Origin of the sequence: Microbacterium sp. NIBRBAC000506063 (genome assembly GCF_017968845.1) — a bacterium.
Lineage (GTDB): Bacteria > Actinomycetota > Actinomycetes > Actinomycetales > Microbacteriaceae > Microbacterium.
Genome location: NZ_CP072876.1, coordinates 562,826 through 587,695, shown reverse-complemented (window position 1 = coordinate 587,695; position 24,870 = coordinate 562,826). Strand labels below are relative to the sequence as shown.

The window sequence follows — 24,870 nt, the reverse complement described above, 5'->3', positions numbered from 1 at the left end:
CATGAGCACCACGCCAGGGCCCCTGCTCTCGGTCAAGGACCTCGCGGTGGACTTCACCACGATCGACGGCGTCGTCCATGCGGTCGAGGGCGTCGACCTGGAGATCTCGGCCGGGGAGACGGTCGCGATCGTCGGCGAGTCGGGTCGGGGAAGTCGACCACCGCCATGGCGGTCATCCGCCTGCTCGCCTCGGGCGGACGGATCTCGGGCGGCAGCATCGAACTCGACGGCCGGGACATCGTCGCGGCATCCGAGCGGGAGATGGTCGACATCCGCGGTCGCGACATCGGCCTCGTCCCGCAGGACCCGATGTCCAACCTGAATCCGGTCGCGAAGATCGGCACGCAGGTCGCCGAGGCCCTTCTCGCGCACGGTCTGGCCACCCGCAAGGACGTCGGCGCGAAGGTGCTCGAGGCGCTCAGCGCCGCAGGACTCCCGGATCCGGCGCGTCGCGCCAAGCAGTACCCGCACGAGCTCTCCGGCGGCCTGCGCCAGCGCGCGCTCATCGCGATCGGTCTGGCCTGCAAGCCGCGCCTGCTCATCGCCGACGAGCCCACGAGCGCGCTCGACGTGACGGTGCAGCAGACGATCCTCGACCAGCTCGGGTCGATGACGCGCGAGCTCGGCACGGCCGTGCTGCTCATCACGCACGACCTCGGCCTCGCCGCCGAGCGCGCCGAACGCGTCGTCGTCATGCACCGGGGCAGGGTCGTCGAGCAGGGGCCGGCCCGGCAGATCCTCGACGACCCCCAGCACCCGTACACGCAGGCGCTCGTCAAGGCGGCGCCCTCGGTGGCGGCCGCCCGCCTGCAGCCCGCGGCCTATGCCGCGTCGCGCTCCGAGGAGGGGTCGGATGCCGCATCCGACACCGTCGACAACATCGTCGAGATCGAGAACCTCACCAAGGTCTACCCGGTCCGCGGACGCGGAGACGACTTCGTCGCCGTCGACGACGTGTCGCTGCAGATCCCGCGCGGGCAGACCGTCGCGATCGTGGGGAGTCGGGTCGGGCAAGACCACCACGGCGCGCATGCTGCTCAAGGTCATCGAGCCCACCAGCGGCAGCATCCGCTACGAGGGCAAGGACATCTCCTCGCTCGACCGCGCGGAGACCCGACGCTTCCGTCAGCGGGTGCAGCCGATCTTCCAGGACCCGTACTCGAGCCTGAACCCGATGTTCACGATCGAGCGGCTGATCGCCGAGCCCTTGGAGTTCTACCGGCGCGGCAGCGCCTCCGAGCGGCGCGCGCGCGTGCGGCAGCTCCTGGACGATGTGGCTCTTCCGCAGTCGATGCTGCGGCGGTACCCCTCGGAGCTCTCCGGCGGGCAGCGCCAGCGCGTCGCGATCGCCCGGGCGCTGGCCCTGTCGCCGGACCTGGTCGTCTGCGACGAGCCGGTGTCGGCGCTGGACGTGCTCGTGCAGGATCAGATCCTCCGGCTCCTGGGCGACCTGCAGAAGGAGTACGGGCTGAGCTACCTGTTCATCTCGCACGACCTCGCGGTCGTCCGCCTGATCAGCGACTATGTGTGCGTGATGAAGGACGGCGCCCTCGTGGAGGCCGCGTCGAGCGAGGAGATCTTCACGAATCCGCGCGATCCCTACACTCGCCGGCTGCTGTCGTCGATCCCCGGGAACGAGCTCGGCATCGCCTCCTGACGGCTTTTACCGCAGGTTCGAGGGAACGTCAAGAACCCCGCTGGACATGTCGCCAGATTGTGCGTATAGTGGGTCTTTGCGCTCCTGCATTTCCCCCTGCCCTCATATGGTGGTCGGCATGCTGTCTGCGCGCCCCGCGTGAAAAGCGGCGCGCACCATCCAGACATGGGAAGCCGGTGGCGCACTCCACCTGACGACAAAGGAATCTAGAAGCCCCGCGGGGCTCACGGAGGTTATTCCCTTGGCTGCTGCTCGCAACGCATCCACACCCACCACCACCAAGAACGGACGCGGAGCTTCCCGTCTTTCGTTCGCCAAAATCTCCGACACGCTGACGGTCCCCGACCTTCTCGCGCTGCAGACCGAGTCCTTCGACTGGCTCATCGGCAGCGAGGCCTGGAAGGCGCGCGTCGCCGAGGCCAAGAAGGCCGGCCGCAAGGACGTCGCCGAGGTCAGCGGACTCGAGGAGATCTTCGAGGAGATCTCCCCGATCGAAGACCTCGCCGAGACGATGCAGCTGTCGTTCACGAACCCCTACCTCGAGCCGGAGAAGTACTCGATCGACGAGTGCAAGGAGCGCGGCAAGACCTACGCCGCCCCGCTGTACGTCGAGGCCGAGTTCATGAACCACACCACCGGTGAGATCAAGACCCAGACGGTCTTCATGGGCGACTTCCCGCTCCAGACCGACAAGGGCACGTTCATCATCAACGGCACCGAGCGCGTCGTCGTCTCGCAGCTGGTCCGCTCCCCGGGCGTCTACTTCGACAAGACCCCCGACAAGACCAGCGACAAGGACATCGTCTCGGCCCGGGTCATCCCCAGCCGCGGCGCCTGGCTCGAGTTCGAGGTCGACAAGCGCGACCAGGTCGGCGTCCGCATCGACCGCAAGCGCAAGCAGTCCGTCACCGTGTTCATGAAGGCCCTGGGCCTGACCAGCGAGGACATCCTCGCCGAGTTCGCCGGTTTCCCCTCGATCGAGGAGACGCTGGAGAAGGACACGATCCTCACTCAGGAAGACGCGCTGCGCGACATCTACCGCAAGCTCCGTCCGGGTGAGCAGGTCGCGGCCGAGGCCGCCCGCTCGCTCCTGGACAACTTCTACTTCAACCCGAAGCGCTACGACCTCGCCAAGGTCGGCCGTTACAAGATCAACCAGAAGCTGGGTCTGGACGCACCGCTGTCCGACTCGGTGCTGACGGTCGACGACATCGTCGCCACGATCAAGTACCTCGTGCGCCTGCACCGCGGCGACGAGACCTTCGAGGGTCTCCGCGGCGGCAAGAAGGCCGAGATCCGTCTCTCCGTCGACGACATCGACAACTTCGGCAACCGTCGTATCCGCGCGGTCGGCGAGCTCATCCAGAACCAGGTCCGCACGGGTCTGTCCCGCATGGAGCGCGTGGTCCGCGAGCGCATGACCACGCAGGACATCGAGGCGATCACCCCGCAGACCCTGATCAACGTGCGCCCCGTCGTCGCCGCGATCAAGGAGTTCTTCGGAACCTCGCAGCTGTCGCAGTTCATGGACCAGAACAACCCGCTGGCCGGCCTCACCCACAAGCGCCGCCTGTCGGCGCTGGGCCCCGGTGGTCTCTCGCGCGACCGCGCGGGCGTCGAGGTCCGTGACGTCCACCCCTCGCACTACGGCCGCATGTGCCCGATCGAGACGCCGGAAGGCCCGAACATCGGTCTGATCGGCTCGCTCGCGACCTTCGCGCGCATCAACTCCTTCGGCTTCATCGAGACGCCGTACCGCCGCGTGGTCGACGGCAAGGTCACCGACCAGATCGACTACCTCACGGCATCCGAGGAGGACGACTTCATCGTCGCCCAGGCCAACGCGCCGCTGAAGGCCGACGGCCACTTCGCCGAGGCCAGCGTCCTGGCCCGCCAGAAGGGCGGCGAGGTCGACCTGTTCGCTCCGACCGAGATCGGCTACATGGACGTCTCGCCGCGCCAGATGGTGTCGGTGGCGACCTCGCTCGTGCCGTTCCTCGAGCACGACGACGCGCAGCGCGCACTCATGGGCGCGAACATGCAGCGCCAGGCCGTGCCGCTGCTGCGCAGCGACTCGCCCCTGGTCGGAACCGGTATGGAGGGCTACGCAGCCATCGACGCCGGTGACGTCGTCACCGCCGCCAAGGCCGGTGTCGTCTCCGAGGTGTCGGCCGACCGCGTCGTCATCCAGCTCGACGAGGGCGGCACGCAGGAGTACTTCCTGCGCAAGTTCGACCGCTCCAACCAGGGCACCAGCTACAACCAGCGCGTCATCGTCAGCGAGGGCGAGCGGATCGAGGCCGGCGAGGTCATCGCCGACGGCCCCGCGACCGAGAACGGCGAGCTGGCCCTGGGCAAGAACCTCCTCGTGGCGTTCATGCCCTGGGAGGGTCACAACTTCGAAGACGCGATCATCCTCAGCCAGGACCTGGTCAAGGACGACACCCTCTCCTCGATCCACATCGAGGAGTACGAGGTCGACGCCCGCGACACGAAGCTCGGCAAGGAGGAGATCACCCGTGACCTCCCCAACGTCAGCCCCGAGCTGCTGAAGGATCTCGACGAGCGCGGCATCATCCGCATCGGCGCCGAGGTCCGACCCGGTGACATCCTCGTCGGAAAGGTCACGCCCAAGGGTGAGACCGAGCTCTCAGCCGAGGAGCGCCTGCTCCGTGCGATCTTCAACGAGAAGAGCCGTGAGGTTCGCGACACCTCGCTGAAGGTCCCCCACGGTGAGCAGGGCACGATCATCGCTGTCAAGGAGTTCAACGCCGAGGACGGCGACGACGAGCTCGGCTCGGGCGTCAACCGCCGCGTCGTGGTCTACATCGCCCAGAAGCGCAAGATCACCGAGGGCGACAAGCTCGCCGGCCGCCACGGCAACAAGGGTGTCATCGCGAAGATCCTGCCCGTGGAGGACATGCCCTTCCTCGCCGACGGCACCCCCGTCGACATCCTCCTCAACCCGCTCGGCATCCCCGGCCGCATGAACTTCGGTCAGGTGCTGGAGACCCACCTCGGGTGGATCGCCCAGCAGGGCTGGAAGGTCGAGGGCAACCCCGAGTGGGCCGCAGGTCTCGCGGAGGAACTGCGCGAGGCCGCACCCGGCACGAAGGTCGCCACCCCGGTGTTCGACGGTGCCGAGGAGCACGAGATCGCCGGTCTCCTCGACTCGACACTGCCGACCCGCGACGGTGACCGGCTCATCGACTCCAGTGGAAAGACGCTGCTGTTCGACGGCCGTTCCGGCGAGCCGTTCCCGGCGCCGATCTCGGTGGGCTACATGTACATCCTCAAGCTCCACCACCTCGTCGACGACAAGATCCACGCGCGCTCGACCGGCCCGTACTCGATGATCACGCAGCAGCCGCTGGGTGGTAAGGCGCAGTTCGGTGGTCAGCGCTTCGGTGAGATGGAGGTGTGGGCCCTCGAGGCCTACGGCGCCGCCTACGCGCTGCAGGAGCTCCTCACGATCAAGTCCGACGACATCCTCGGCCGCGTCAAGGTCTACGAGGCGATCGTCAAGGGCGAGAACATCCAGGAGCCCGGCATCCCCGAGTCGTTCAAGGTGCTCATGAAGGAGATGCAGTCGCTCTGCCTGAACGTCGAGGTCCTCTCGGCCGACGGCACCGCGGTCAACCTCCGCGACACCGATGACGAGGCCTACCGCGCGGCGGAAGAGCTCGGCATCAACCTCTCCAGCCGCTTCGAGTCTGCGTCGATCGACGAGATCTAACCCTTCGACAAGCTCAGGGACCGGCTCCCGCAAACTTTTTGAGACACAGGAGAACTAGTGCTCGACGTAACAACTTTCGATGAGCTTCGCATCGGCCTGGCCACCGCTGACGACATCCGGCGCTGGTCGCACGGTGAGGTCAAGAAGCCCGAGACGATCAACTACCGCACGCTCAAGCCCGAGAAGGACGGCCTCTTCGGCGAGCAGATCTTCGGACCCAGCCGCGACTGGGAGTGTGCCTGCGGCAAGTACAAGCGTGTCCGCTTCAAGGGCATCGTGTGCGAGCGCTGCGGCGTGGAGGTCACCAAGAGCTCCGTCCGCCGTGAGCGCATGGGCCACATCGAGCTGGCCGCGCCCGTCACTCACATCTGGTACTTCAAGGGCGTGCCCTCGCGCCTGGGCTACCTGCTCGACATGGCGCCGAAGGACCTCGAGAAGGTCATCTACTTCGCCGCCTACATGGTGATCTCGGTCGACGAGGAGGCGCGTCACCGCGACCTCGCCACCCAGGAGAAGAACATCCGCCTGGAGATCGACACCCTCGGCAGCCGTCGTGACGCGAAGATCGCCGAGCGTCTGGCGAAGCTGGAGGAGGAGCTCGCGGCACTGGAGGCCGAGGGCGCCAAGGCCGACGCCAAGAAGAAGGTCAAGGACGCCGCCGAGAAGGAGATGGCTCAGGTGCGCAAGGGCGCCGACGAGCAGATCGCCAAGCTCGAGCGCGTGTGGGAGGACTTCCGCACCCTCGAGGTCGGCGCGCTCCGCCCCGAGGACGACGTCTTCCACGAGCTGCAGGACCGCTTCGGCCAGTACTTCGAGGCCTACATGGGCGCCGAGTCGATCCAGCGACGCCTCGCCGCCTTCGACCTCGCCGGTGAGGCGGAGAACCTCCGTCTGCAGATCTCCGAGGGCAAGGGTCAGCGCAAGATCCGTGCGATCAAGCGCCTGAAGGTCGTCAGCTCGTTCCTCGAGACCGGCATGAGCCCGGCATCCATGGTCCTCGACGTCGTTCCGGTGATCCCGCCGGAGCTGCGCCCGATGGTCCAGCTCGACGGTGGCCGCTTCGCGACCTCCGACCTGAACGACCTGTACCGTCGCGTGATCAACCGCAACAACCGTCTTCGTCGTCTGATCGACCTCGGCGCCCCGAGATCATCGTCAACAACGAGAAGCGGATGCTGCAGGAGGCTGTCGACGCGCTGTTCGACAACGGCCGTCGCGGCCGTCCGGTCACCGGCACCGGCAACCGCGCGCTGAAGTCGCTCAGCGACATGCTCAAGGGCAAGCAGGGCCGCTTCCGTCAGAACCTTCTCGGAAAGCGCGTGGACTACTCGGGCCGTTCGGTCATCGTCGTCGGTCCCCAGCTGCAGCTGCACCAGTGTGGTCTGCCGAAGCAGATGGCGCTGGAGCTGTTCAAGCCCTTCGTCATCAAGCGCCTGATCGACCTCGGTCACTCGCAGAACATCAAGGCCGCCAAGCGCTCCGTCGAGCGTCACCGCCCCGAGGTGTGGGACGTGCTCGAGGAGATCATCCGCGAGCGCCCCGTGCTGCTGAACCGTGCGCCCACCCTGCACCGCCTGGGCATCCAGGCCTTCGAGCCGCAGCTCGTCGAGGGCAAGGCCATCCAGCTGCACCCGCTCGTCTGCACGGCGTTCAACGCCGACTTCGACGGTGACCAGATGGCCGTGCACCTGCCGCTGTCGGTCGAGGCGCAGGCCGAGGCCCGCGTGCTCATGCTCGCCTCGAACAACATCCTCAAGCCCTCGGACGGCCGCCCGGTCACCCTGCCCTCGCAGGACATGATCATCGGCCTCCACCACCTGACCACGGTCAAGGAGGGGGCGACCGGTGAGGGTCGTGCGTTCGGCTCGGTCTCGGAGGCGATCCTCGCCAAGGACGAGGGCACCCTCGACCTGCAGGCGAAGGTCCGCATCCGCATCCCGGGTCTGACCTTCCTCGAGGGCGAAGCGCCCGAGGAGTACGAGCGTCACGGTCTCGTGGACGCCTCGCTCGGTCAGGCGATCTTCAACGCGGCGCTGCCGAAGGGCTACCCCTTCGTGCGCGGCGTGGCCGATAAGGGCAAGCTGTCGCAGATCGTCAACAAGCTCGCCGAGGAGTACCCCAAGGTCGAGACGGCGGCGACGCTGGACCGTATCAAGGACGCCGGCTTCCACTGGGCCACGCGCTCCGGTGTGACCGTCGCCCTCAGCGACATGCTGACCCCGCCGACGAAGAAGGCGATCGTCGCCGAGCACGAGAAGCTGGCCGCGAAGGTCCAGGCGCAGTACGCGAAGGGTCTCACGACCGACGCCGAGCGTCGTCAGGAGCTCATCAAGATCTGGACGAAGGCGACCCACGAGGTGCAGGCCGCGATGCGCGAGCACTTCCCGGCCGACAACACCATCAACCGCATGGTGACCTCGGGCGCCCGTGGTAACTGGGACCAGATCCGTAACATCACGGGTATGCGTGGTCTGGTGAACAACCCGAAGGGTGAGATCATCCCGCGTCCGATCACCTCCTCGTACCGCGAGGGGCTGTCGGTGGCGGAGTACTTCATCGCCACGCACGGTACGCGTAAGGGTCTGGCCGACACGGCTCTCCGCACCGCCGACTCGGGTTACCTGACCCGTCGTCTGGTGGACGTCTCGCAGGATGTCATCATCCGCGAGGAGGACTGCGGCACGGCCAAGGGCCTCGAGCTGCCGATCGCCGCTCCCGACTCGACCGGCGCGCTCGTGCGCGACGCGAACGTCGAGAACTCGGTGTTCGCCCGTACGCTCGCCTCCGACGTCGTCAGCGAGTCCGGCGAGGTCCTCGCCGCCGCCGGCGACGACGTGGGCGACGTGCTCATCGACAAGCTCGTCGAGGCGGGTGTGGAGACCATCAAGGTGCGCTCCGTGCTCACCTGCGACTCCGCCGTCGGTGTGTGCGCCCAGTGCTACGGCCGTTCGCTCGCGACCGGCAAGACCGTCGACATCGGTGAGGCCGTCGGCATCATCGCCGCGCAGTCGATCGGTGAGCCCGGTACCCAGCTGACGATGCGTACCTTCCACACCGGTGGTTCGGCGACGGCCGACGACATCACGCAGGGTCTGCCCCGCGTGCAGGAGCTCTTCGAGGCGCGTACCCCCAAGGGTGCGTCCCCGATCGCCGAGGCCGACGGTCGCATCACGATCGACGAGACCGAGAAGTCCAAGAAGGTCATCCTCACGCCCGACAGCGGTGACGAGCCGGTGGTCTACCCGGTCCTGAAGCGCGCGACCCTCCTCGTCGAGGACGGCCAGCACGTCACGGTGGGTCAGCCCCTCCAGGTCGGCACGCTCGACCCCAAGGAGATCATGCGCGTGCAGGGTGCCCGCGAGGTGCAGAAGTACCTCGTCGGCGGCGTGCAGGGCGTGTACCGCTCGCAGGGTGTGCCGATCCACGACAAGCACATCGAGGTCATCGTGCGCCAGATGCTGCGCAAGGTCACCGTGGTCGACCACGGCGACACGACGCTGCTGCCCGGCGAGATGGTGGACCTCAAGCGCTACCAGCAGATCAACCGCGAGTCCGTCGCCGAGGGCAAGCGCCCGGCGTCCGGCCGCCCGGAGCTCATGGGTATCACCAAGGCTTCGCTGGCGACCGAGTCGTGGCTGTCGGCCGCATCCTTCCAGGAGACGACCCGCGTGCTCACGCAGGCCGCCATGGAGGGCAAGCGCGACCCGCTGGTCGGCCTCAAGGAGAACGTCATCATCGGTAAGCTCATCCCGGCCGGTACCGGTCTGAGCAAGTACCGCAACATCACGGTCGAGGCGACCGAGGAGGCCAAGAGCGAGCGGTACCCCAACCGCATCTTCGCCTCGGACGGCGCCTACGCGGAGGGCGACTTCGGCTACGCCGACTTCGACGCCTTCTCGACCGACGACGTCACGCCGGGTACCTACAACTGAGTCGAGTGGGCTCAATGCCGCCCGCGGCGTTGAGCCCACTGCGACTCAGGTTGAGCGAGCCCGCGCGCAGCGCGAGCGAGTCGAAACCTTCCTGGTAGTCAACGTAAAGGCCCCGAGGCTCGCCTCGGGGCCGTTCGCGTACCCGGATGCCGCAGGGGCCGTCAGCCGCCGAAGATGCTCTCGACGATGCTCGCCGTGTAGCCGGACGGTGCGAGGTTCGAGTACTGCGTGTCGATGAGGATGCCGCCCCGCCAGTAGAGCGTCCGCCCGTCGGTGACCGGGTACTCCTCGTTCTCCCAGGTCTTCTCGCAGCGGGTGCCCTCGTCGGGCGAGTAGCAGAGGAAGCCCTCGTCGTCGGCGAGGTCGTTGAGGAGATCGAGGGCCGGGCCGCGCACGACGCGGGAGATGACCGTGGCGAGGCTCGTCGTGTCGGCGGCCGGGTTCGCCCAGATGCAGCGAAGGCTCCCGTCGTCGAGGACGCCGGTCTGGCCGCTGAAGGCCTCGTGGTTCAGGGGCACGCCCTCCAGCTGCGCCAGCACATCCTCGGAGAGGATCGCACGGCAGTCGGTCGGCAGCGCGATCCCGTCGACGGGATCGGAGGGATCCGCGGTCGGTTCGGCTCCCGGCTCCTCGGGAGAGGCGGTTCCGGCCGGGTCAGGCGCGGGATCAGTGTTCTCCGCGGGCGCGGTGCCGCCGCATCCGACGAGGACTCCGGCCAGGACGAGTGCCGCCCATGCCGCCGTCGCCCTGAGCCGAGTGTCCATGCCCCCACATTAAGCCCGGCGGCGGGACCCGCGCGTATGCCACACGGATGCCGGGATGCGCGACAATCGTGAGATGACGAACGCGCAGATCACCGGCATCCGACCGCCGATCGTCGTGATCGGCGACGCCCTGATCGACGAGATCCGAGGCGACGGGGGTGTGCGCGAGCTCGTGGGCGGTGCGGCGCTGAACGTGGCCGTGGGGCTGCGGCGGCTCGGCCACCCGGCGACGCTCATCGCGATGGTGGGATCGGATGCCGCCGGTGACCGCATCCGCACGTATCTGGCCGATCACGGCGTGGAGCTGATCGAGAGCGCCGCGCCGCGGGGGTCTTCGCGGGCGATCGTGACCCGAGCGGAGAACGGCGAGCCCTCGTATGAGTTCAACCGGGCGGCGCAGGAGCGCAGCATCCGATACTCCGCGGATGCGCGGGAGGCGATCATCCGGGCGCCCCTCGTGGTCGTGAGCTGCTTCCCCTTCGATGTGCCCTCGGAGGTCGAGGCGCTGCGCGAGGCGGTCGGGGAGGTGCCGCTGGCGATCGATCCGAATCCGCGGACCGGCATGATGCGCGACAGGGCGGCGTTCGTCGTCGGCTTCGAGTCGGTGGTGCCCGCTGCGCTGGTCAAGGTCGGGGCCGATGATGCGGACGTCCTCTACGACGGCGACCTCTCGGCGCTGCGGGGTCGTCTTCGTGCGCTGGGCGCCTCTGCGGTGCTGGCGACCGAGGGCGCGCAGGGCGCCTCGATCGAGTCGGATGCCGGGTTCGTGCGTGCTCCGATCGCGCAGCAGGCGGGGCCCGTCGTCGACACCGTGGGGGCCGGCGATGCGACGCTCGCGGCCCTTGCCGCCGGTTTCGTGGAGCAGGAGCCGTCGGATGCCGCGGGCTGGCAGGAGCTGCTGGACCGGGCCATGGCGGTGGCCGCCGCGACCTGTCGTGGGGAGGGCGGATTGCTGCGCACACCCGAATCCCTGGGCGGCGCCGGGTACGACCGCATCGGCACCTGAGCCCGGGCGATGGTCGACCCCGGCGTTCCCGGTCGTTGAGCGACACTTCGACTCCCTGCGCTCGCTCAGTGCGGGTCTTCGCGAGACGAAACGCGGTGCGGGACTCGTCGAAGTCGCTCCGAGGCCTGGTGATGCAAGGTCGCGATGGCGAGAGCCGTCCGATTTCCGCGGCCCGCTCGCGACAGGTATGATTGGTCTTCGCGCCCCCGATCGTCTGTACAAGTCGGACGGGTGCGTTTGGCAGGTTACCCTAGCGGCCAAAGGGATCTGACTGTAAATCAGACGGCTCAGCCTTCGGGGGTTCGAATCCCTCACCTGCCACAAATCCGAAATGGCCCGAAATCACTGAGTATTCTCGATGTCCGGGCTATTTCCGTTCCGAACGAGCGGTCAGGGCCTCCCCGGTAAATCCCCGGAGACGCCGCGCTTCTGATACAAGAGCGGGAGGGGCCTCCGCGAACGGTTGCCCCTCCCTACGCTTGTCTTCGTTCTCGTCAGAACGTAGACTTCGATTAGTTGATGAACCAATCTCAGGCCAGCGCTTGGGCCTGTACCTCCTCTGAGGCTGCGACTCAAGGGAACCTCCTATTCCACTTGAGCCGGTAGACCGAGATCACTGCGTCCAGCGATTTGTAGACCTCGGTCATGGTCTATTGCGTCATCATGACACTCCAGGGTGAGTGGCTTCGGCGCCAGATTGTGAGTAACCCTCTGGCGCGAAGTTGTTCGAATCGATGCGTTGAATCATGTGTCGTTCGGCAGCACGATTCAGTGCGTTCCCGATGGAGTTGCGGGGGTTGGTCCACGAGGGCGGGAAACCGCGCTGCACCTGGAATGCTTCGAAGATCTCATCTCTCGTGGCGACTCGACCGAAGTTGTTCACGATCTCCGCGACCCGATCCGTCGAAGGCACCCGTTGGCGCACGAGAGGCGCATTGGGAGCTTGCTGCTGGCCCCAGGCGGGATCGACACGTGGGATGGACTCGTCTTCGTTGGCATGATCTGCTTGGGGTTCGCGCTCCCCAGGAGCCGACTCGTTAAGAAGCGACTGGATGTTCTCGACCGCGCCGTGGATGTGTGCCAGGCGCTGCTCAGCCGCTGACAGCTCGGACCTGAGATCGCTCACGCGTGCCTCGATGCTCGAACCCTCGTTACGGAGGGCTCATCCGTTGCCCCCCGGTTCACCAGGGAAGCCGCCGCTCGGAGGTTCGAACCCGTCGGGCAACTCGAAGTCACCGCCGGGGAACCTGCCCTGGCCGCCGCCGGGGAAGCCACCGGTGTTGCCCTCGCCGGGGGTGAAGACCGAGACGAGAACCTCGTCGCCCTCTTCGAGCCCCGAGAGGATCTCGGTCAGCGAACCGGATGTCTCTCCGATCTCGACCTGCACCTCCCGCTCGGATCCGTTCTCCTCGATGAGGGTGACGGTGCTCACGCCGTCCGTCGTGGTCACGGCCGCCGAGGGGACGGTGAGCACGTCGATGCGTCGTTCGTAGACGATGTCCACATCGACGGAGACACCGTCGAAGAGTCCCTCGCCCGTGCCGGTGACATCGATCGCGACGGAGTAGCGGGCCGAGCCCGAGGAGGTGGAGGGGACGACGCCGACCTCGGCCACCGTGCCGAAGAACTCCTTGCCGTCGGAGGTGGCGAGCTCCACCTGGAGACCTGCTTCGACGTGGGCGACGTCGGTCTCGCCGACGGTGACGCTCACGGTCCAGGCATCCGTGCTCACCAGGCTGAAGGCGGTGCCGCTGCCGGTCGTGCTCGTCGAGGCGGTCGATGCGCCCGGCATCCCACCGGTCGTGGCCGAGGACGTGCCGGATCCGGAGGAGCCGCCGGTGACCCGGTCTCCGACCGAGATCCCCACGCTCGTGATCAGGCCGGTGGCGGGTGCGCGCAGCGCGGCGTCATCGAGTGCCGCCTCGGCATCCGCGACAGCGCTCTCCGCGACGTCCACGGCGGCGGATGCCGCCGAGACCCGTGCCTTCGCAGCACTGCTGCCATCGTTCGCGTCGCGTGCACCGGCCAGCGTCGCCTCCGCCTCGGCCAGCGTCGCCTCCGCATCCAGGAGTGAGGCGTTCAGCGCCAGCGTGTCGACGCGTGCCAGCACGGTGCCCTCCTCGACGATGTCGCCCGCGGCGACGTCGATCTCGGTCACCACCCCCGACACGGCGAAGCTCAGATCCTCCTTGACCGCGGGCGTCACGGTACCGCTGGCGGAGACGACCTTCTGCATCGTCTCCAGGCTTGCCGTGCTGGTCTGGGTCACCGGCTGCGCCTGTGCCTGAGAGGGCAGGAGGAACACGAAGACCCCGACCGCGGCGGCGACCACGACGACGGTCGCGGACCCGACGACGATCCAGGCCCGCCGGGACAGCCTGCCGAGCAGGTTCTTCACTTTCATGCGTCATTCACTCCTTCGCATCCCGAGTGGGATCGCCTTGACGGTAATGACGCGGTCTATGGGGCCTGCATGAGAAACCTGGACGTTCTTTATGAGCGGATGGCAGGCAGAGTCCGCGTGACAGGGAGAAGCGCGACGAGCCGTCGGCGACGAGGAGGTGGCTCCCCTGGGGCCAGAGGGAAGTCCCTGTCAACGACGGATGAACGACGCGCTGCCGGCGGAGGATCTACTCGTCGGCACCCTTCAGTTTCGAGGTATCCGCGTAATAAAGGCGGTCGGATGGCGTCTCTATGAACAGCGTGTGCTCACGTTGGTTGGCGGTGCGCGGATGTGCCAGGGTTTTTTCCCGGTAGCGCGTCACCTTTCTCCCCGTGGGCACTCTGTATAGATGACTGTGGTTGCACGCAGGCGTGCAAAACTCAGCGGTTCGTTGTCGTAAGTGATGAGCCCATGGAGAGGGGAGAAGGACTCGATGAAACGACAGAAGAAGAGCTTTCCGGCTCGCGCGGGCGGTGCGCTCGTCGCGGCGCTGCTCGGCGCCGCCGCGCTGGTCTCGCCGGCGACCGCGGCCTTCGCGGCGCCGACTCTGGAGGACGGCGACACGGTGTACGTGGGGCCGGTGGACTGGGTCTCGGGTTCGGGCTTCACCTTCCCCATCTATGCGGAGACTCCCGCCGATCCGGGCAACCCGGGCGAGCCGGACTTCTGGGCGTACTGCATCGAGCACTCCGAGAGCTACCAGCACAGCCGTGAGGCGCTGATCGGCGGACTGGACAGCTTCCTGGGAGACAACCACTTCCCGAATCCCGAGGTCCAGGGCAAGGTGCTCTGGGTGCTCGCGCACAGCTACCCTGCGTTGAGCCTGGAGGCTCTGGGCGCAGCGGCGGGTGTGTCGGATCTGAGCCGTGAAGATGCGATCACCGCGACGCAGACCGCGATCTGGCGCTACACCGATCTGACCTGGGACGCGTCGTGGGACTGGGGCAGTGAAGACGCGGAGACGGTGTACTGGCACCTGGTGAACTCGGCGAACGCGAGTTCCGGCCTGAGCCCGGCGGACTTCGAGACCTCGGTCTCGATCACCGCTCCGGGCGGCGTGCAGAGCGCCGGTTCGCTCGTCGGCCCGTTCGTGGTCACCACCAACCAGCCGACGGTGAGCGTCTCCGTGGATCCCGCGATCTCGTTGACCGATGCGGATGGGGTTCCGATCGACCCGGCGACGGTCGTCGACGGTCAAGAGATCTACCTCGACCTCACCGGCGAGACGGCGGCCGGCAGTGCGACGCTCACGGCCTCCGCGACGGGATCGAGCTCGACTGGAAAGGTCATCTCGGTGCCGACGACTCCGGGGGCACGCCCACGGTCGACGACCACGCGCAGACTCTCATCCTCGTGGCACCGAGCACAGCGACGACGGATGCCGCAGCGGACGTCAGCTGGAGCCCGCTGCAGCAGGAGGTTCCGGTGATCGGGACGTCGCTGGTCGATGCTGCCGATGGTGATCGGGTGCTTGCCTGGAACGGTGGCGTCGTCGTGGACACGGTCGCCTACGAGAACCTGGTCCCGGGTCAGGAGTACACCCTGGTGGGCGAGCTGATGGACAAGGCGGATGGCAGCGGAACGGGGATCACCGGCTCCGTGACCTTCACTCCCGAGGAGCCCAATGGTGAGATCGATGTGCTCTTCACCGTTCCCGAGGGGTATGCCAGCAGTGAGCTGGTGGCCTTCGAGTGGTTGTTCGAGGGTGCTGTTGCCGGTGACCCGGAGGACGCGGTCGCCGAGCACACGGACATCGATGACCCGGCGCAGACGGTCACTGTCGAGGATGCGCCTGTGGTGCAGGACCCGGTGATCGGGACGTCGTTGGTGGATTCGGCTGATGGTGATCGGGTGTTGCCGTGGAACGGTGGCACGGTGATCGACACAGTGGCGTATCAGAATCTGACCCCGGGTGTGGAGTACACCCTGACCGGTGAGCTGATGGACAAGGCTGACGGCAGCGGGACGGGATCACCGGTCAGGTGACGTTCACTCCGGATGCTGCTGATGGTGAAGTCGGCGTGACCTTCGTCGTTCCGGAGGGGTATGCCGGCAGTGAGTTGGTGGCCTTCGAGTGGTTGTTCGAGGGTGCTGTTGCCGGTGACCCGGAGGACGCGGTCGCCGAGCACACGGACATCGACGACCCGCCCAGACCGTCACCGTCGAGGACGTGCCCGTGGCCGTCGTGCCCGATGAGCTCTCCAGCACCGGTGCCGAGGTCCCCGTCGTGCTGCTGGCCTTCGCCTTCGCTGCGGTGGCGTTGGGTGCCATGCTTCTGAGGAGGCGGAAAGCGATCCAGTGACCCGGAGGCCCGCGGTGAGAGCGGTCGTCGCCTGAAGGAGGAGAAGATGACAGCGTCGACACGGGAGGCCGTCACGGCCGTGCGGGAGCGGATGCCGCGGCGGAGGCTGGGGGAGCTGGCCCTGCCGCGGGACAGGGATCCCGTCGGTATCCTCGAGGGCAGCACGGCTCCCGTCTCCCCGAGCTGGTGCCGGTGCGCGTGGGGAGGATGCTGCAGTCGGCGTTCTCGTTCTATCGCGGCACCGCGGCGATCATGGCGAGCGATCTCGCCGCCGGGCCGACCACGGGCGTGGACGTCGTCTCCTGCGGTGACGCGCATATCTCCAACTTCGGCTTCTACGCCTCACCGGAGCGGGAGCTGGTCTTCGACCTGAACGACTTCGACGAGGCCGGAGTCGCGCCCTGGGAGTGGGATCTGCGGCGTCTCACCGCCAGCGTCCACATCGGCGGTCGCGACATCGGACTCAGCGAGGAGGATTGCCGGGAGGCGGTGGCGCGCGCGGCTGCGAGTTACCAGGAGACGCTGCGCGAGTTCGTCCAGCTCTCCGCCATCGAACGCTACTTCGCCCGGGCGGACACCTCCGAGGTCGCCAAGCGTCTGGGCAAGGCCGGCGCGAAGACGGTGAAGAAGGCCTCCGGCAAGGCTCGGGGGCGAACCTCGGAGCAGGTGCTGCGCAAGCTCACGCTGCGCAGCGCCGACGGCGCGACGACGATCGTCGACCAACCGCCTGTCCTGCGGCATGTGAACCATGCGACCCTGGAGGAGCTCGACGGGCTCGTCGCGCAGTATCGCTCGACGGTGCGTGAGGACATCGCCTATCTGCTGGCGCAGTACCGGCTGGTCGACTTCGCCCTGCGGGTGGTCGGGGTCGGAAGCGTCGGCACCCGCTGCTATCTGCTCGCCTTCGAGGGCCCCACGGGGGATCCGCTGTTCCTGCAGGCCAAAGAGGCTCCGCCGTCAGTGCTGACCAGCCATGGCGGTCGTCCCGCCGTGATCCCCGGTGACGAGACCGGCGCCTCGCACTCGGAGGGGCATCGCGTCGTGGCCGCGCAGCGGATCCTCCAGGCCAACTCCGACCCGTTCCTCGGCTGGATCACCGGGTGGGCGGGGGAGAGCGCGCAGCGGTACCGGGTGGACTACTACTGGCGGCAGTTCCGCGACATGAAGGGCTCCATCGAGCCGGACACGCTCGACAAGGAGCAGTTCATCGCCTACGGCGGGCTGTGCGCGGCGCTGCTGGCCCGCGCTCATGGCCAGTCTCCCGTCGCGAGGGTCATCGCCGGCTATCTCGGCAAGGGCGAAAGGCTCGCCGAAGCGCTGGCGGGATGGTCGGCGGCCTATGCCGATGTCGCGGAATCGGACTACGACGCGCTCGCCCGCGCCGTGCGCGAGGGACGCGTCCCCGCCGAGACAGGAGTGTGACGGGCCGCGTCGATCACGCGAGCACTCAGCGGGGCAGTCAGTCGTCCTGTTCCTGCTTGAGCACGTCCGCGGTGGCGGCGTCCACGTAGACCTCCCAGAGACCGCCCGCATCCGCGGCGATGAGCGCCTCCCAGACGACGCGGCCGCGATCGGTGTCCAGATCGAGCTCGACGATCCCTCCCGGCACGGCGTCGAGGGCGACGTCGATGGCCTCGTCGGCGGGGATCGCCGGCGCGGTCGTCTGCGGCGGTGACAGCGTCGTCGACCGCTGCCGCACGACCTCGCCGGTCTGGCGGTCCAGGTAGAGCGTCGTACCGCTGCCGTTCCGTCGATCTCAAGCGTCAGGTCTGCCTGTGCAGATCGTACTCCTGATTCCGCGGCGTCGGCGGGGAGATTCGTCGCCGCCTCCTGCGGAGTGATCCCACAGTCGATGCTCGCAGCCGTGGGTGATCCGTCCATAGTCGTGCGCTCGGTGCGCCCGCACACTGACTGAGAACGAGAACGCGGACGTCTCCGAGGCAAGGTGTCGACTCCTCGCAGGACGCAGCGCGCACAGCACAGAGAGCAGCGAGGCAAGATGGAGTCCTTCGAGGTAGCCGTTGTCGGAATGGGGGCGCTCGGCAGCGCCGCCGCGTACCACGCCGCACGCAAGGGTGCGACGGTGGTCGCGTTCGAGCAGTTCGAGCTCGGGCACGTGCGCGGGGCATCCCACGACACATCGCGGATCATCCGCACCTCCTACGGCGCCCCGAGTACGTGCGGTTCGCGCAGTCGGCGTACCGAGACTGGGCCGAGCTCGAAGAGGTCTCGGGCGAGAAGCTCACGACGATCACCGGCGGGGTGATCTTCCTTCCCGTGGACGGCCCCTACTCGGCGGAGAGCTTCACGACGAGCCTTGACGCCTGCGACGTCCCCTACGAGCTCCTCAGCCCCGCCGAGGTCACCGCCCGCTGGCCGCAGTTCTCCGTGCCGGACGGCGTCGAGACCGTGTACACGCCGGACTCCGGCATCGCCCACGCCGCCCGCACGGTCGCCACGCTGCAGATGCAGGCGCGTGCGCATGGCGCCGACATCCGATCGAACACTCCCGTCGAGCGCCTGACACCCGACGGCGACGGCGTCATCGTGCACACGGCTCACGGCCCCGTGCGCGCCGGGAAGGTGATCCTGGCGACGGACGCCTGGAGCAACACCCTCCTCGAGCCCCTCGGCGCGGCGATCCCGCTCGACGTCATGCAGGAGCAGGTGACCTACTTCCACCCGGAGGACGCCGCCGACTACGACCCGACCCGGTTCCCGGTCTGGATCTGGGAGGACGTGCAGTGCTACTACGGCTTCCCCTCCTACGGAGAGCCGACGATCAAGGCCGCGCACGACGTCGCGAACAACCGCATGACGCCCGAGGAGCGCACCTACCTCGCCTCCGATGAGATCAGGGCGGAGCTCGCCGACTTCGTGCACCGGCTCATCCCGGGCAGCGGCCGCGACGTGCGCACCGTGACCTGCCAGTACGCGCTCACGCCTGAGCGCCGATTCGTCCTCAGCCCGCTCGAGGAGCACCCGAACATCATCGTCGGGCTGGGCGCCGGTCACGCCTTCAAGTTCACACCGGCCATCGGCCGCGTGCTCGCCGAGCTGGCGATCGACGGCGAGAGCACCGACGACGTCTCCGAGTTCCACGTCTCACGGCTCACCCAGCCCACGGCCGTTTGATCGGTGGCACCGATGACGAAGCGATTCATGGAAGAGGACACCCTCGGCCCCGTTCTCGCGGTGAGGCCGATCTCGAGAGCTCTCGCCGCCGCCGGGTTCGGTGGTGCGGACCGGCGGCGGCGAGTGAGCGAAGGAAGGTGAGCGGGACCATGCGCATCCAACGCAGGGGAGGCAACGCCCACGAGTGGGCGCTGTACCGCGGCAACGGCACGATCGGCATCGAGTGGTACTTCAAGGAGACTTCGAACCTGCCGATCTCGGTCATGCTGTACACCCTCGAACCCGGGCGGAAGAGGGGCAGCACTATCACCTCGAAGGCGACGAGGGCAGCTGCTCCGAGGGCAGCTCGGACGAGATGTACATCGTCACGCGCGGCGAGGTCGTGATCACCGCCGGCACCGAGAGCTCGACCCTCCGCGCCGGCGACGCTTTCTATGCTCCGCAGGGCATGCGGCATGGCGTGCGGAACGAATCGGATGCCGCCGCCGAACTCATCCTCGTGTTCGGCCCCGCTGGGCAGAACCCCTTCACGCAGACCGGCGTGGAGCCCTTCGAGGCGGATCTCAGTCCACGCGCGGAGGCGTGAGCGTTTCGCGGAGCTCGTCCAGGCGCACGGCGACGCCGATGCGGAACATCCGCTCGTCGTCGCGCCAGCCTTCGCCGAGGATCTGATCCAGACGCTCCAGCCGCTGGAGGATCGTGTTCGTGTGAAAGCTGAGCGTCCGGGCGGTGCGCGTCGGGCTGGCGTTGTTGCGCACGAAGGCGCGGAGCGTGCCCAGCAGGTCGGTGTGGCGCTCGGCGTCGTATCTGCGCACGGCGCCGATCGTGGCTTCCAGGAAGGCGGCGAGTCCGCGCGCGTCGGCATCGAGGATCGAGGAGTAGGGCAGGTACTCGTCTGTGGAGGTCGCGACATCGGTGACCCCAGCGCCGCCAGCAGGCGGGCGGTGCGCATGGCGGCGGAGAAGGCCCGCGGCAGGGAGCCGGTCGCGGGAGGCGGGGAGACGGCGGTGACCGAGTCTCCGATGGCGCGGGCGACGCTGCTGCGCAGAGCGGCGGCATCGACGGCGGTGCGCTCCGAAGGATAGGCGGCCACGACGAAGCCGCGGTACTGGCCGATCAGTGCGCGCTCGCCGACATGCAGCGCCAGGGCACGGGCGGCCGCGCCGTGCTGCTCTCCGGGCACGGCCAGCAGCAGGAGGGCGTCGAGCGCGGGAAGGTCGACACCGAGCCGCCGGGCGCGCCGCTCGACATCCGACCGGCGTTCGGGCACGTCGTCGAGGATGTCGCCGATCAACTCGCTGCGCAGGCGATGGTCGGCTCCGGAGGCGGCCTCCTGCTGGAGCTGGATGAGCGAGACGACCTGCGCCGCACGCTCGATCGTGCGCACGTCGACGGAGCCGAGCGTCAGATCCCCTGCGCCGAGGAGGATGGCGCCGAAGCGCTGTGCGCCCGCGGTGACCGCGGCGACGGCCGAGACGCCGTCACTCTCCACCAGGACGCAGTGCCCGGAGCGGCTGCTCGTCTCGATCGCCTCGCGCAGGGCATCGGTGGGCTCGAGCATCCCCGGCGACAGCGGCATGCCGCGGCGGCGAGCACCTGCTCGTGCTCATCGATGATGGCCACGGCGCGGTCGAGGGCGGACGCCAGCGTCTCTGCCACGGGGGAGAAGCCGCCGCCGGCGAGCACCGCCTGGACGAGTTCCTGGTGGACGGTGTTCGCTCGGTCGCGCTCGGCGAGATGCGCCGTCAGACGCTCGAGCGCGCCGCGCGTCTTGTTCTCGGATGCCTGGAGCTCGTCCAAGATCTGTGTGGTCTGAAGGATCACCGAGGCATGGTCGGCGAGCGCGGACAGCAGCGAGATCTCCTCGGGCGTGAAGCTCTTCTCCTCCCGGTTGGCGACGAAGAGCACGCCGAGCACGTCGTCGCTGGTCAGCATCGGCACGCCCAGCAGGGCGACGAGCCCCTCGGCCGCCACGGCGTCGTCGATGCCCTCGTCGTGCCGATCGCGCGCATAATCGGAGTACTGCGCGACCCATTGCGGAGCCCGAGACTCCACGACGACGCTGGCCAGCCCGCGTCCCGGTGGCACGCGCAGGGACTGGAAGGACTCGCTGACCGAGCCGCTCGTCTCTCGGACGCGGAGCTCTCGGGTGATCGGGTCGAACTCCGACAGGTAGGCGACGTCCACGCCCATCATCTCGTGCGCGCGCTGCACGAGCCGGCGCAGAACCGCGTCGATGTCACGGAGCTCGGCCAGCTCGCGGGCGCTGGAGAAGAGCGCCGAGAGCTCGTGCTCGCGCCGCCGCAGACGCGCGTGTTCCCGCTGGACGCGATGCATCCGCTCGGAGACCTCCACGGCTGCGGTGCCGGTGATGCCGAGCGCGCCCAGTGCGTCGCCGACTGCGGTCGGATGCAGATCCTCGGCATTGACCGTCGCGTCGATGAGAGCGGCGACGGCGGAGATGCGAGGTTCGGCCATGACCGTGACCTCCTTGGCGGTGTCGGATGCCGGAGGTCTCAGTGTCGAGCATGTGTGCTTCACATATCAAGTCCTGCGATCGCCGTGCCTCCAGCACAGGACGGCCACAGAGGAGGTCTTCGACTCAGCGCCCGCGTGCTTCCTCGCCGCGCTGCGCGGTCCGTGCGAGGGCAGAGACCAGCTCCGGCCACAGCTCATGGGGGATGAGGTGTCCGACTTCGGGATGCACCTGCAGCTCGGCGTGCCGGAGCGCGTCGGCCATGTCCACGGCGGCCCGCCAGTGCAGGAGCTCGTCGTCGCGCCCGTGGAAGATGAGCGCGGGAACGGTGACCGAGCGCAGCTGCTCGAGTCGCTCGGGGGCGCGCCGCAGCGCAGCCCACTGCCGGGCGAAGCCCTCGGGCGCGTAGCCGCGATCATAGGCCTCGCCGGCCTTCTGCGTGTGCCACTCCACCTGGGGTCGTAGCGGCGCGGCGGGCGGCGGCGACGGCGGCCGCCGCCCAGGCGACGGCCTGCTCACGCGTGACGCGGACCGGGGGCTCGCTGAGCTCGTCGCGCGGGCCGTGGAGCACGTAGCCGCCGTCCGGCCGGGGATCGTCGAGAGCAGCCCGATGCTGCGTACCCGCTCGGGATGGTGGATCGCGAGCATCTGCGCCATCATCCCGCCATGGAGTGGCCCGCCACGTGGGCCGACTCCACACCGAGATCGTCGAGGATGCGCAGCACGTCGCTCGCGAGATCCAGGAGCTCGTAGCCGCCGTCGACGTCGTCCTCGCCACCGAATCGCTGGGAGAGGCCGGTGTCACGATTGTCGAATCGTACGACGCGCAGACCCTCGGCGACGAGCATCGCGACGAGCCGGTCGTCCCAGCTGAGCATCTGTGCTCCGCCGCCCGAGATGAGCACGAGCGTCGGGTTGGCGGGATCTCCGCTGGTCTCGTAGTAGAGCTGCACCCCATCGGACTCTGCAAACGGCATCGAATGTCCTTTCGTCAGCACCGAGCCTAGAGCGGTGCAGATCGTGAAGTGCATGTGAGAAGAACACACAGAGAGTGCTGATCAATGAGCGCTCAGTCCATCGTCGCAACTCGCGGGCACTTCTAACGTCTTCTCTGACGAACATCACCAGACGACTCGTCGCAGAGAATGTCTAAGGAGGTCGGCCAATGCCGACGAACAGCCGGATCCCAGGTCTTCGCGACCACACCCCGCAGGAGCGCCTCGCGCTGGTCGCTGAGGCAGCCGGACTGGAGCAGGACGCTCTCGCCGCTCTGCAGCCGGCGGGCGGCCTGTCGCTGGCGCAGGCCGACCACATGATCGAGAACGTCGTCGGGACGATCTCGATCCCGGTCGGGATCGCCACCAACTTCACGATCGACGGCGTCGACCGCCTCATCCCCATGGCCTCCGAGGAGCCGAGCGTCGTCGCCGCGGCGTCCAACGCGGCGCGCATGGCCCGCGTGCACGGCGGCTTCCGCACCTCTCACTCCGGCGACATCATGATCGCGCAGATCCAGGTGCTCGACGCGGTCGACCCGGAGGCGACGCGTCTGCGCCTCCTCGAGGCGCGCGACGAGCTGCTCGCGCTCGCGAACGAACAGGATCCCGTGCTCGTCCGCTTCGGCGGCGGCGCGCAGGACGTGTCGGTGCGCGTCCTGCCCACGGACAGGGGCACCCAGGTCATCGTGCATCTGCACGTCGACGTGCGCGACGCGATGGGCGCCAACGCCGTCAACACGATGGCCGAGGCCCTCGCACCGCGCGTCGCAGAGATCGCGGGCGCCCGCACGCTGCTGCGCATCCTGACCAACAAGGCCGAGCGTCGTCTCGCCCGCGCGCGCGCCGTCTTCGACGCCGAGCTGCTCGGCGGTGCGCAGGTCGTCGACGACATCGTCGCAGCGAGCGCCTTCGCGACCGCCGACCCCTACCGGGCCGCGACGCACAACAAGGGCATCATGAACGGCATCACCGCCGTCGTCCTGGCCACCGGCAACGACACCCGCGCGGTCGAGTCCGGATGCCACTCCCACGCCGTCCGCGACGGCCGCTACAGCGCCCTCTCCTCCTTCGAGAAGGACGCCGACGGCAACCTGGTCGGCACGCTGGAGGTGCCGCTGGCCGTGGGTCTCGTCGGCGGCGCCACCCGCGCGCATCCGACCGCGCAGGCGGCGGTGAGGCTGCTCGGCGTGCAGACGGCCAGGGAGCTCGCCGCCGCCATCGCCGCCGTGGGCCTCGCCCAGAACCTCGCCGCCTGCCGCGCTCTCGCCGCCGAGGGCATCCAGCGCGGACACATGACCCTGCACGCGCGCACGATCGCCGCGAGCGCCGGTGCCACGGTCGAGGAGATCGGCGCCGTCGCCGCACGGATCGTCGCCGAGCGCCGCATCCGCGTCGAGGACGCGCAGGAGGTGCTGGCCGAGCTGCGCGCGGTCGGCGACCGGGCATGAGCATTCCCGCCCTCCGCATCCCCCGACTCCCGAGCCGGGCCTGCCCCGCGCGTGACCGTCTACGAGGTCGGACCCCGCGACGGGCTCCAGGCCGAGGCCGACATCGTGCCCACGAGCGTGAAGGTCGAGTTCTGTCGCCGTCTGTACGCGGCAGGGGTGCGCGACCTCGAGGTGACGAGCTTCGTTCCGGCCACCTGGATCCCCAGTTGGCGGATGCCGCAGACGTCGCCGCCGCGCTCGAGACCCCCGGGGCGCGCGCGGCGTGGCCCTCGTGCCGAACCTCCGCGGCTTCGACAGGGCGAGGGCGGCCGGCTTCGACGAGGTCGCGGTGGTGGTCAGCGCGACGGAGTCCTTCGCCAGGGCGAACCTGAACGCCTCGCTGGCCGGCGCGCTCGAGCGCGCCGAGGAGGTGATCGCCGCGGCATCCGACCACTCCCTGCGCACCCGGGCCTATGTGTCGATGTCCTTCGGCGACCCCTGGGAGGGGCGGTCCCCACGGAGGTCGTCGCCGATCTCGCCGCGCGACTCCACTCGGCCGGCGCCCGCACGATCGCTCTCGGCGACACGATCGGCGTCGGAACGCCCGGGCAGACCCGGCGGGTCGTCGGCGCCGTGCGCGATGCCGGCGTCCCCGTGGAGCATCTCGCGCTCCACCTGCACGACACCTACGGGCAGTCCCTCGCCAACGTCCACGCCGCCCTGCAGCTGGGCGTCGCCGAGTTCGACGCCTCGACGGGCGGATTGGGGCGATGCCCCTATGCGAAGGGGGCGACCGGTAACCTCGCCACGGAGGACCTCGTGTGGATGCTGCACGGACTCGGGATCGAGACCGGCCTGGACCTTCGGGCGCTCGCCGCGACGACGCAGTGGCTCGCACGGGTCCGCGGCATCCGGGCGCCCTCGCGGGTGGCCGCCGCGCTGGCCGCGGCCGGTCTCGACGAGACGACCTCATCATCGATCCAGGAGGCATGAC

At 68.4% G+C, this 24,870-nt stretch carries 22 protein-coding genes, 1 tRNA gene and 3 pseudogenes; 17 read left to right on the top strand and 9 right to left on the bottom strand.

The window, feature by feature from the left end; genetic code table 11:
• The first annotated feature begins 1 nt into the window (after window position 1).
• The 3 genes and pseudogenes from KAE78_RS03225 (at window position 2) to rpoC (ending at window position 9,325) form a co-directional block, all read left to right on the top strand.
• A pseudogene (locus tag KAE78_RS03225) lies at window positions 2-1,657 on the top strand (ABC transporter ATP-binding protein).
• Window positions 1,658-1,898: 241 nt separating this feature from the next.
• Window positions 1,899-5,393 carry a DNA-directed RNA polymerase subunit beta gene (locus KAE78_RS03220; protein WP_223171774.1) on the top strand — a complete coding sequence of 1,165 codons (3,495 nt, stop codon included), beginning with the start codon at window positions 1,899-1,901 and terminating at the stop codon, window positions 5,391-5,393.
• Window positions 5,394-5,450: 57 nt separating this feature from the next.
• Window positions 5,451-9,325: pseudogene (rpoC, locus tag KAE78_RS03215) on the top strand (DNA-directed RNA polymerase subunit beta').
• Between the two features lie 161 nt (window positions 9,326-9,486).
• Here the strand turns inward: rpoC and KAE78_RS03210 are convergent.
• Window positions 9,487-10,089, bottom strand: a complete 603-nt coding sequence (locus KAE78_RS03210; RefSeq protein WP_223171773.1) for a hypothetical protein — start codon at window positions 10,087-10,089, stop codon at window positions 9,487-9,489.
• 73 nt (window positions 10,090-10,162) lie between these two features.
• On the opposite strand from KAE78_RS03210, the gene KAE78_RS03205 reads away from it, so the two are divergent.
• Window positions 10,163-11,095, top strand: coding sequence for a carbohydrate kinase family protein (locus tag KAE78_RS03205; protein WP_223171772.1), 933 nt, complete (start codon window positions 10,163-10,165; stop codon window positions 11,093-11,095).
• Window positions 11,096-11,334: 239 nt separating this feature from the next.
• Window positions 11,335-11,416, top strand: a tRNA-Tyr gene (locus KAE78_RS03200).
• Between the two features lie 340 nt (window positions 11,417-11,756).
• Here the strand turns inward: KAE78_RS03200 and KAE78_RS03195 are convergent.
• Window positions 11,757-12,221: a hypothetical protein gene (locus KAE78_RS03195; protein WP_223171771.1), complete on the bottom strand. Its 465-nt coding sequence runs from the start codon at window positions 12,219-12,221 to the stop codon at window positions 11,757-11,759.
• Between the two features lie 36 nt (window positions 12,222-12,257).
• Window positions 12,258-13,499, bottom strand: coding sequence for an efflux RND transporter periplasmic adaptor subunit (locus tag KAE78_RS03190; RefSeq protein WP_223171770.1), 1,242 nt, complete (start codon window positions 13,497-13,499; stop codon window positions 12,258-12,260).
• A 472-nt stretch (window positions 13,500-13,971) separates the two neighbouring features.
• Here KAE78_RS03190 and KAE78_RS03185 point away from each other — a divergent pair, with 472 nt between their 5' ends.
• The 5 genes and pseudogenes from KAE78_RS03185 (at window position 13,972) to KAE78_RS03170 (ending at window position 17,262) form a co-directional block, all read left to right on the top strand.
• A complete protein-coding gene (locus KAE78_RS03185; protein ID WP_223171768.1) occupies window positions 13,972-14,967 on the top strand; it encodes a thioester domain-containing protein in 996 nt (331 codons plus the stop codon).
• Window positions 14,964-15,524 carry a VaFE repeat-containing surface-anchored protein gene (locus KAE78_RS03180; RefSeq protein ID WP_262927734.1) on the top strand — a complete coding sequence of 187 codons (561 nt, stop codon included), beginning with the start codon at window positions 14,964-14,966 and terminating at the stop codon, window positions 15,522-15,524. Before KAE78_RS03185 ends, KAE78_RS03180 begins: the two co-directional genes overlap by 4 nt.
• Window positions 15,521-15,625, top strand: a pseudogene (locus tag KAE78_RS19295) (hypothetical protein); the annotation flags it as partial. The gene KAE78_RS03180 and the pseudogene KAE78_RS19295, both read left to right, overlap by 4 nt.
• An 83-nt stretch (window positions 15,626-15,708) precedes the next feature.
• Complete coding sequence (locus KAE78_RS03175) at window positions 15,709-15,840, top strand: LPXTG cell wall anchor domain-containing protein (RefSeq protein ID WP_223172533.1); 132 nt, start codon at window positions 15,709-15,711, stop codon at window positions 15,838-15,840.
• A 186-nt stretch (window positions 15,841-16,026) separates the two neighbouring features.
• On the top strand, window positions 16,027-17,262 hold the full coding sequence (locus KAE78_RS03170) for a DUF2252 domain-containing protein (RefSeq protein WP_223171766.1): 1,236 nt from the start codon (window positions 16,027-16,029) through the stop codon (window positions 17,260-17,262).
• Window positions 17,263-17,299: 37 nt separating this feature from the next.
• On the opposite strand, the gene KAE78_RS03165 is transcribed toward KAE78_RS03170, so the two are convergent.
• The gene (locus KAE78_RS03165; RefSeq protein ID WP_223171764.1) at window positions 17,300-17,539 is read right to left on the bottom strand and encodes a PepSY domain-containing protein; all 240 of its coding nucleotides are present in this window, start codon (window positions 17,537-17,539) and stop codon (window positions 17,300-17,302) included.
• Between the two features lie 300 nt (window positions 17,540-17,839).
• Between KAE78_RS03165 and KAE78_RS19290 the strand changes: the two genes are divergently transcribed.
• The 4 genes from KAE78_RS19290 to KAE78_RS19280 all read left to right on the top strand — a co-directional run bounded on the left by KAE78_RS19290 (window position 17,840) and on the right by KAE78_RS19280 (window position 19,561).
• The gene (locus KAE78_RS19290) at window positions 17,840-18,106 is read left to right on the top strand and encodes an FAD-dependent oxidoreductase (protein WP_411155977.1); all 267 of its coding nucleotides are present in this window, start codon (window positions 17,840-17,842) and stop codon (window positions 18,104-18,106) included.
• Window positions 18,019-18,975 (top strand): FAD-dependent oxidoreductase, encoded by a 957-nt coding sequence (locus KAE78_RS03160; protein ID WP_262927733.1) that lies wholly within the window; start codon window positions 18,019-18,021, stop codon window positions 18,973-18,975. Before KAE78_RS19290 ends, KAE78_RS03160 begins: the two co-directional genes overlap by 88 nt.
• Window positions 18,976-19,124: 149 nt before the next feature.
• Window positions 19,125-19,361 (top strand): hypothetical protein, encoded by a 237-nt coding sequence (locus KAE78_RS19285; RefSeq protein ID WP_223171762.1) that lies wholly within the window; start codon window positions 19,125-19,127, stop codon window positions 19,359-19,361.
• A complete protein-coding gene (locus KAE78_RS19280; protein WP_223171761.1) occupies window positions 19,331-19,561 on the top strand; it encodes a cupin domain-containing protein in 231 nt (76 codons plus the stop codon). Before KAE78_RS19285 ends, KAE78_RS19280 begins: the two co-directional genes overlap by 31 nt.
• Here the strand turns inward: KAE78_RS19280 and KAE78_RS19275 are convergent.
• Window positions 19,539-19,733, bottom strand: a complete 195-nt coding sequence (locus tag KAE78_RS19275; protein WP_411156011.1) for a helix-turn-helix domain-containing protein — start codon at window positions 19,731-19,733, stop codon at window positions 19,539-19,541. The genes KAE78_RS19280 and KAE78_RS19275 overlap by 23 nt on opposite strands.
• Before the next feature lie 192 nt (window positions 19,734-19,925).
• Here KAE78_RS19275 and KAE78_RS19270 point away from each other — a divergent pair, with 192 nt between their 5' ends.
• The gene (locus tag KAE78_RS19270; protein WP_411155976.1) at window positions 19,926-20,060 is read left to right on the top strand and encodes a hypothetical protein; all 135 of its coding nucleotides are present in this window, start codon (window positions 19,926-19,928) and stop codon (window positions 20,058-20,060) included.
• Between the two features lie 31 nt (window positions 20,061-20,091).
• Here KAE78_RS19270 and KAE78_RS19265 read toward each other — a convergent pair whose 3' ends face one another.
• The 4 genes from KAE78_RS19265 to KAE78_RS03130 form a co-directional block, all read right to left on the bottom strand.
• Window positions 20,092-20,226, bottom strand: a complete 135-nt coding sequence (locus KAE78_RS19265) for a hypothetical protein (protein ID WP_411155975.1) — start codon at window positions 20,224-20,226, stop codon at window positions 20,092-20,094.
• 153 nt (window positions 20,227-20,379) lie between these two features.
• The gene (locus KAE78_RS03140) at window positions 20,380-21,516 is read right to left on the bottom strand and encodes a GAF domain-containing protein (protein WP_223171755.1); all 1,137 of its coding nucleotides are present in this window, start codon (window positions 21,514-21,516) and stop codon (window positions 20,380-20,382) included.
• A 61-nt stretch (window positions 21,517-21,577) separates the two neighbouring features.
• Complete coding sequence (locus KAE78_RS03135; protein ID WP_223171752.1) at window positions 21,578-22,111, bottom strand: alpha/beta hydrolase; 534 nt, start codon at window positions 22,109-22,111, stop codon at window positions 21,578-21,580.
• Window positions 22,108-22,428, bottom strand: a complete 321-nt coding sequence (locus KAE78_RS03130; protein WP_223171751.1) for an alpha/beta fold hydrolase — start codon at window positions 22,426-22,428, stop codon at window positions 22,108-22,110. Before KAE78_RS03130 ends, KAE78_RS03135 begins: the two co-directional genes overlap by 4 nt.
• Before the next feature lie 188 nt (window positions 22,429-22,616).
• On the opposite strand from KAE78_RS03130, the gene KAE78_RS03125 reads away from it, so the two are divergent.
• Window positions 22,617-23,897 (top strand): hydroxymethylglutaryl-CoA reductase, degradative, encoded by a 1,281-nt coding sequence (locus KAE78_RS03125; RefSeq protein ID WP_223171750.1) that lies wholly within the window; start codon window positions 22,617-22,619, stop codon window positions 23,895-23,897.
• Between the two features lie 51 nt (window positions 23,898-23,948).
• On the top strand, window positions 23,949-24,869 hold the full coding sequence (locus KAE78_RS03120; RefSeq protein ID WP_223171749.1) for a hydroxymethylglutaryl-CoA lyase: 921 nt from the start codon (window positions 23,949-23,951) through the stop codon (window positions 24,867-24,869).
• Window position 24,870 lies beyond the last annotated feature (1 nt).

What these genes read in the sequence shown, in the direction of transcription:
- KAE78_RS03210 (WP_223171773.1), bottom strand. Translation starts at nt 10,089, where the DNA reads ATGGACACTCGGCTCAGGGCGACGGCGGCATGGGCGGCACTCGTCCTG.
- KAE78_RS03205 (WP_223171772.1), top strand. Translation starts at nt 10,163, where the DNA reads ATGACGAACGCGCAGATCACCGGCATCCGACCGCCGATCGTCGTGATC.
- KAE78_RS03190 (WP_223171770.1), bottom strand. Translation starts at nt 13,499, where the DNA reads ATGAAAGTGAAGAACCTGCTCGGCAGGCTGTCCCGGCGGGCCTGGATC.
- KAE78_RS03185 (WP_223171768.1), top strand. Translation starts at nt 13,972, where the DNA reads ATGAAACGACAGAAGAAGAGCTTTCCGGCTCGCGCGGGCGGTGCGCTC.
- KAE78_RS19290 (WP_411155977.1), top strand. Translation starts at nt 17,840, where the DNA reads ATGGAGTCCTTCGAGGTAGCCGTTGTCGGAATGGGGGCGCTCGGCAGC.
- KAE78_RS19285 (WP_223171762.1), top strand. Translation starts at nt 19,125, where the DNA reads ATGCGCATCCAACGCAGGGGAGGCAACGCCCACGAGTGGGCGCTGTAC.
- KAE78_RS19280 (WP_223171761.1), top strand. Translation starts at nt 19,331, where the DNA reads ATGTACATCGTCACGCGCGGCGAGGTCGTGATCACCGCCGGCACCGAG.
- KAE78_RS19270 (WP_411155976.1), top strand. Translation starts at nt 19,926, where the DNA reads ATGGCGGCGGAGAAGGCCCGCGGCAGGGAGCCGGTCGCGGGAGGCGGG.
- KAE78_RS19265 (WP_411155975.1), bottom strand. Translation starts at nt 20,226, where the DNA reads ATGTCGAGCGGCGCGCCCGGCGGCTCGGTGTCGACCTTCCCGCGCTCG.
- KAE78_RS03135 (WP_223171752.1), bottom strand. Translation starts at nt 22,111, where the DNA reads ATGATGGCGCAGATGCTCGCGATCCACCATCCCGAGCGGGTACGCAGC.
- KAE78_RS03130 (WP_223171751.1), bottom strand. Translation starts at nt 22,428, where the DNA reads ATGCCGTTTGCAGAGTCCGATGGGGTGCAGCTCTACTACGAGACCAGC.
- KAE78_RS03125 (WP_223171750.1), top strand. Translation starts at nt 22,617, where the DNA reads ATGCCGACGAACAGCCGGATCCCAGGTCTTCGCGACCACACCCCGCAG.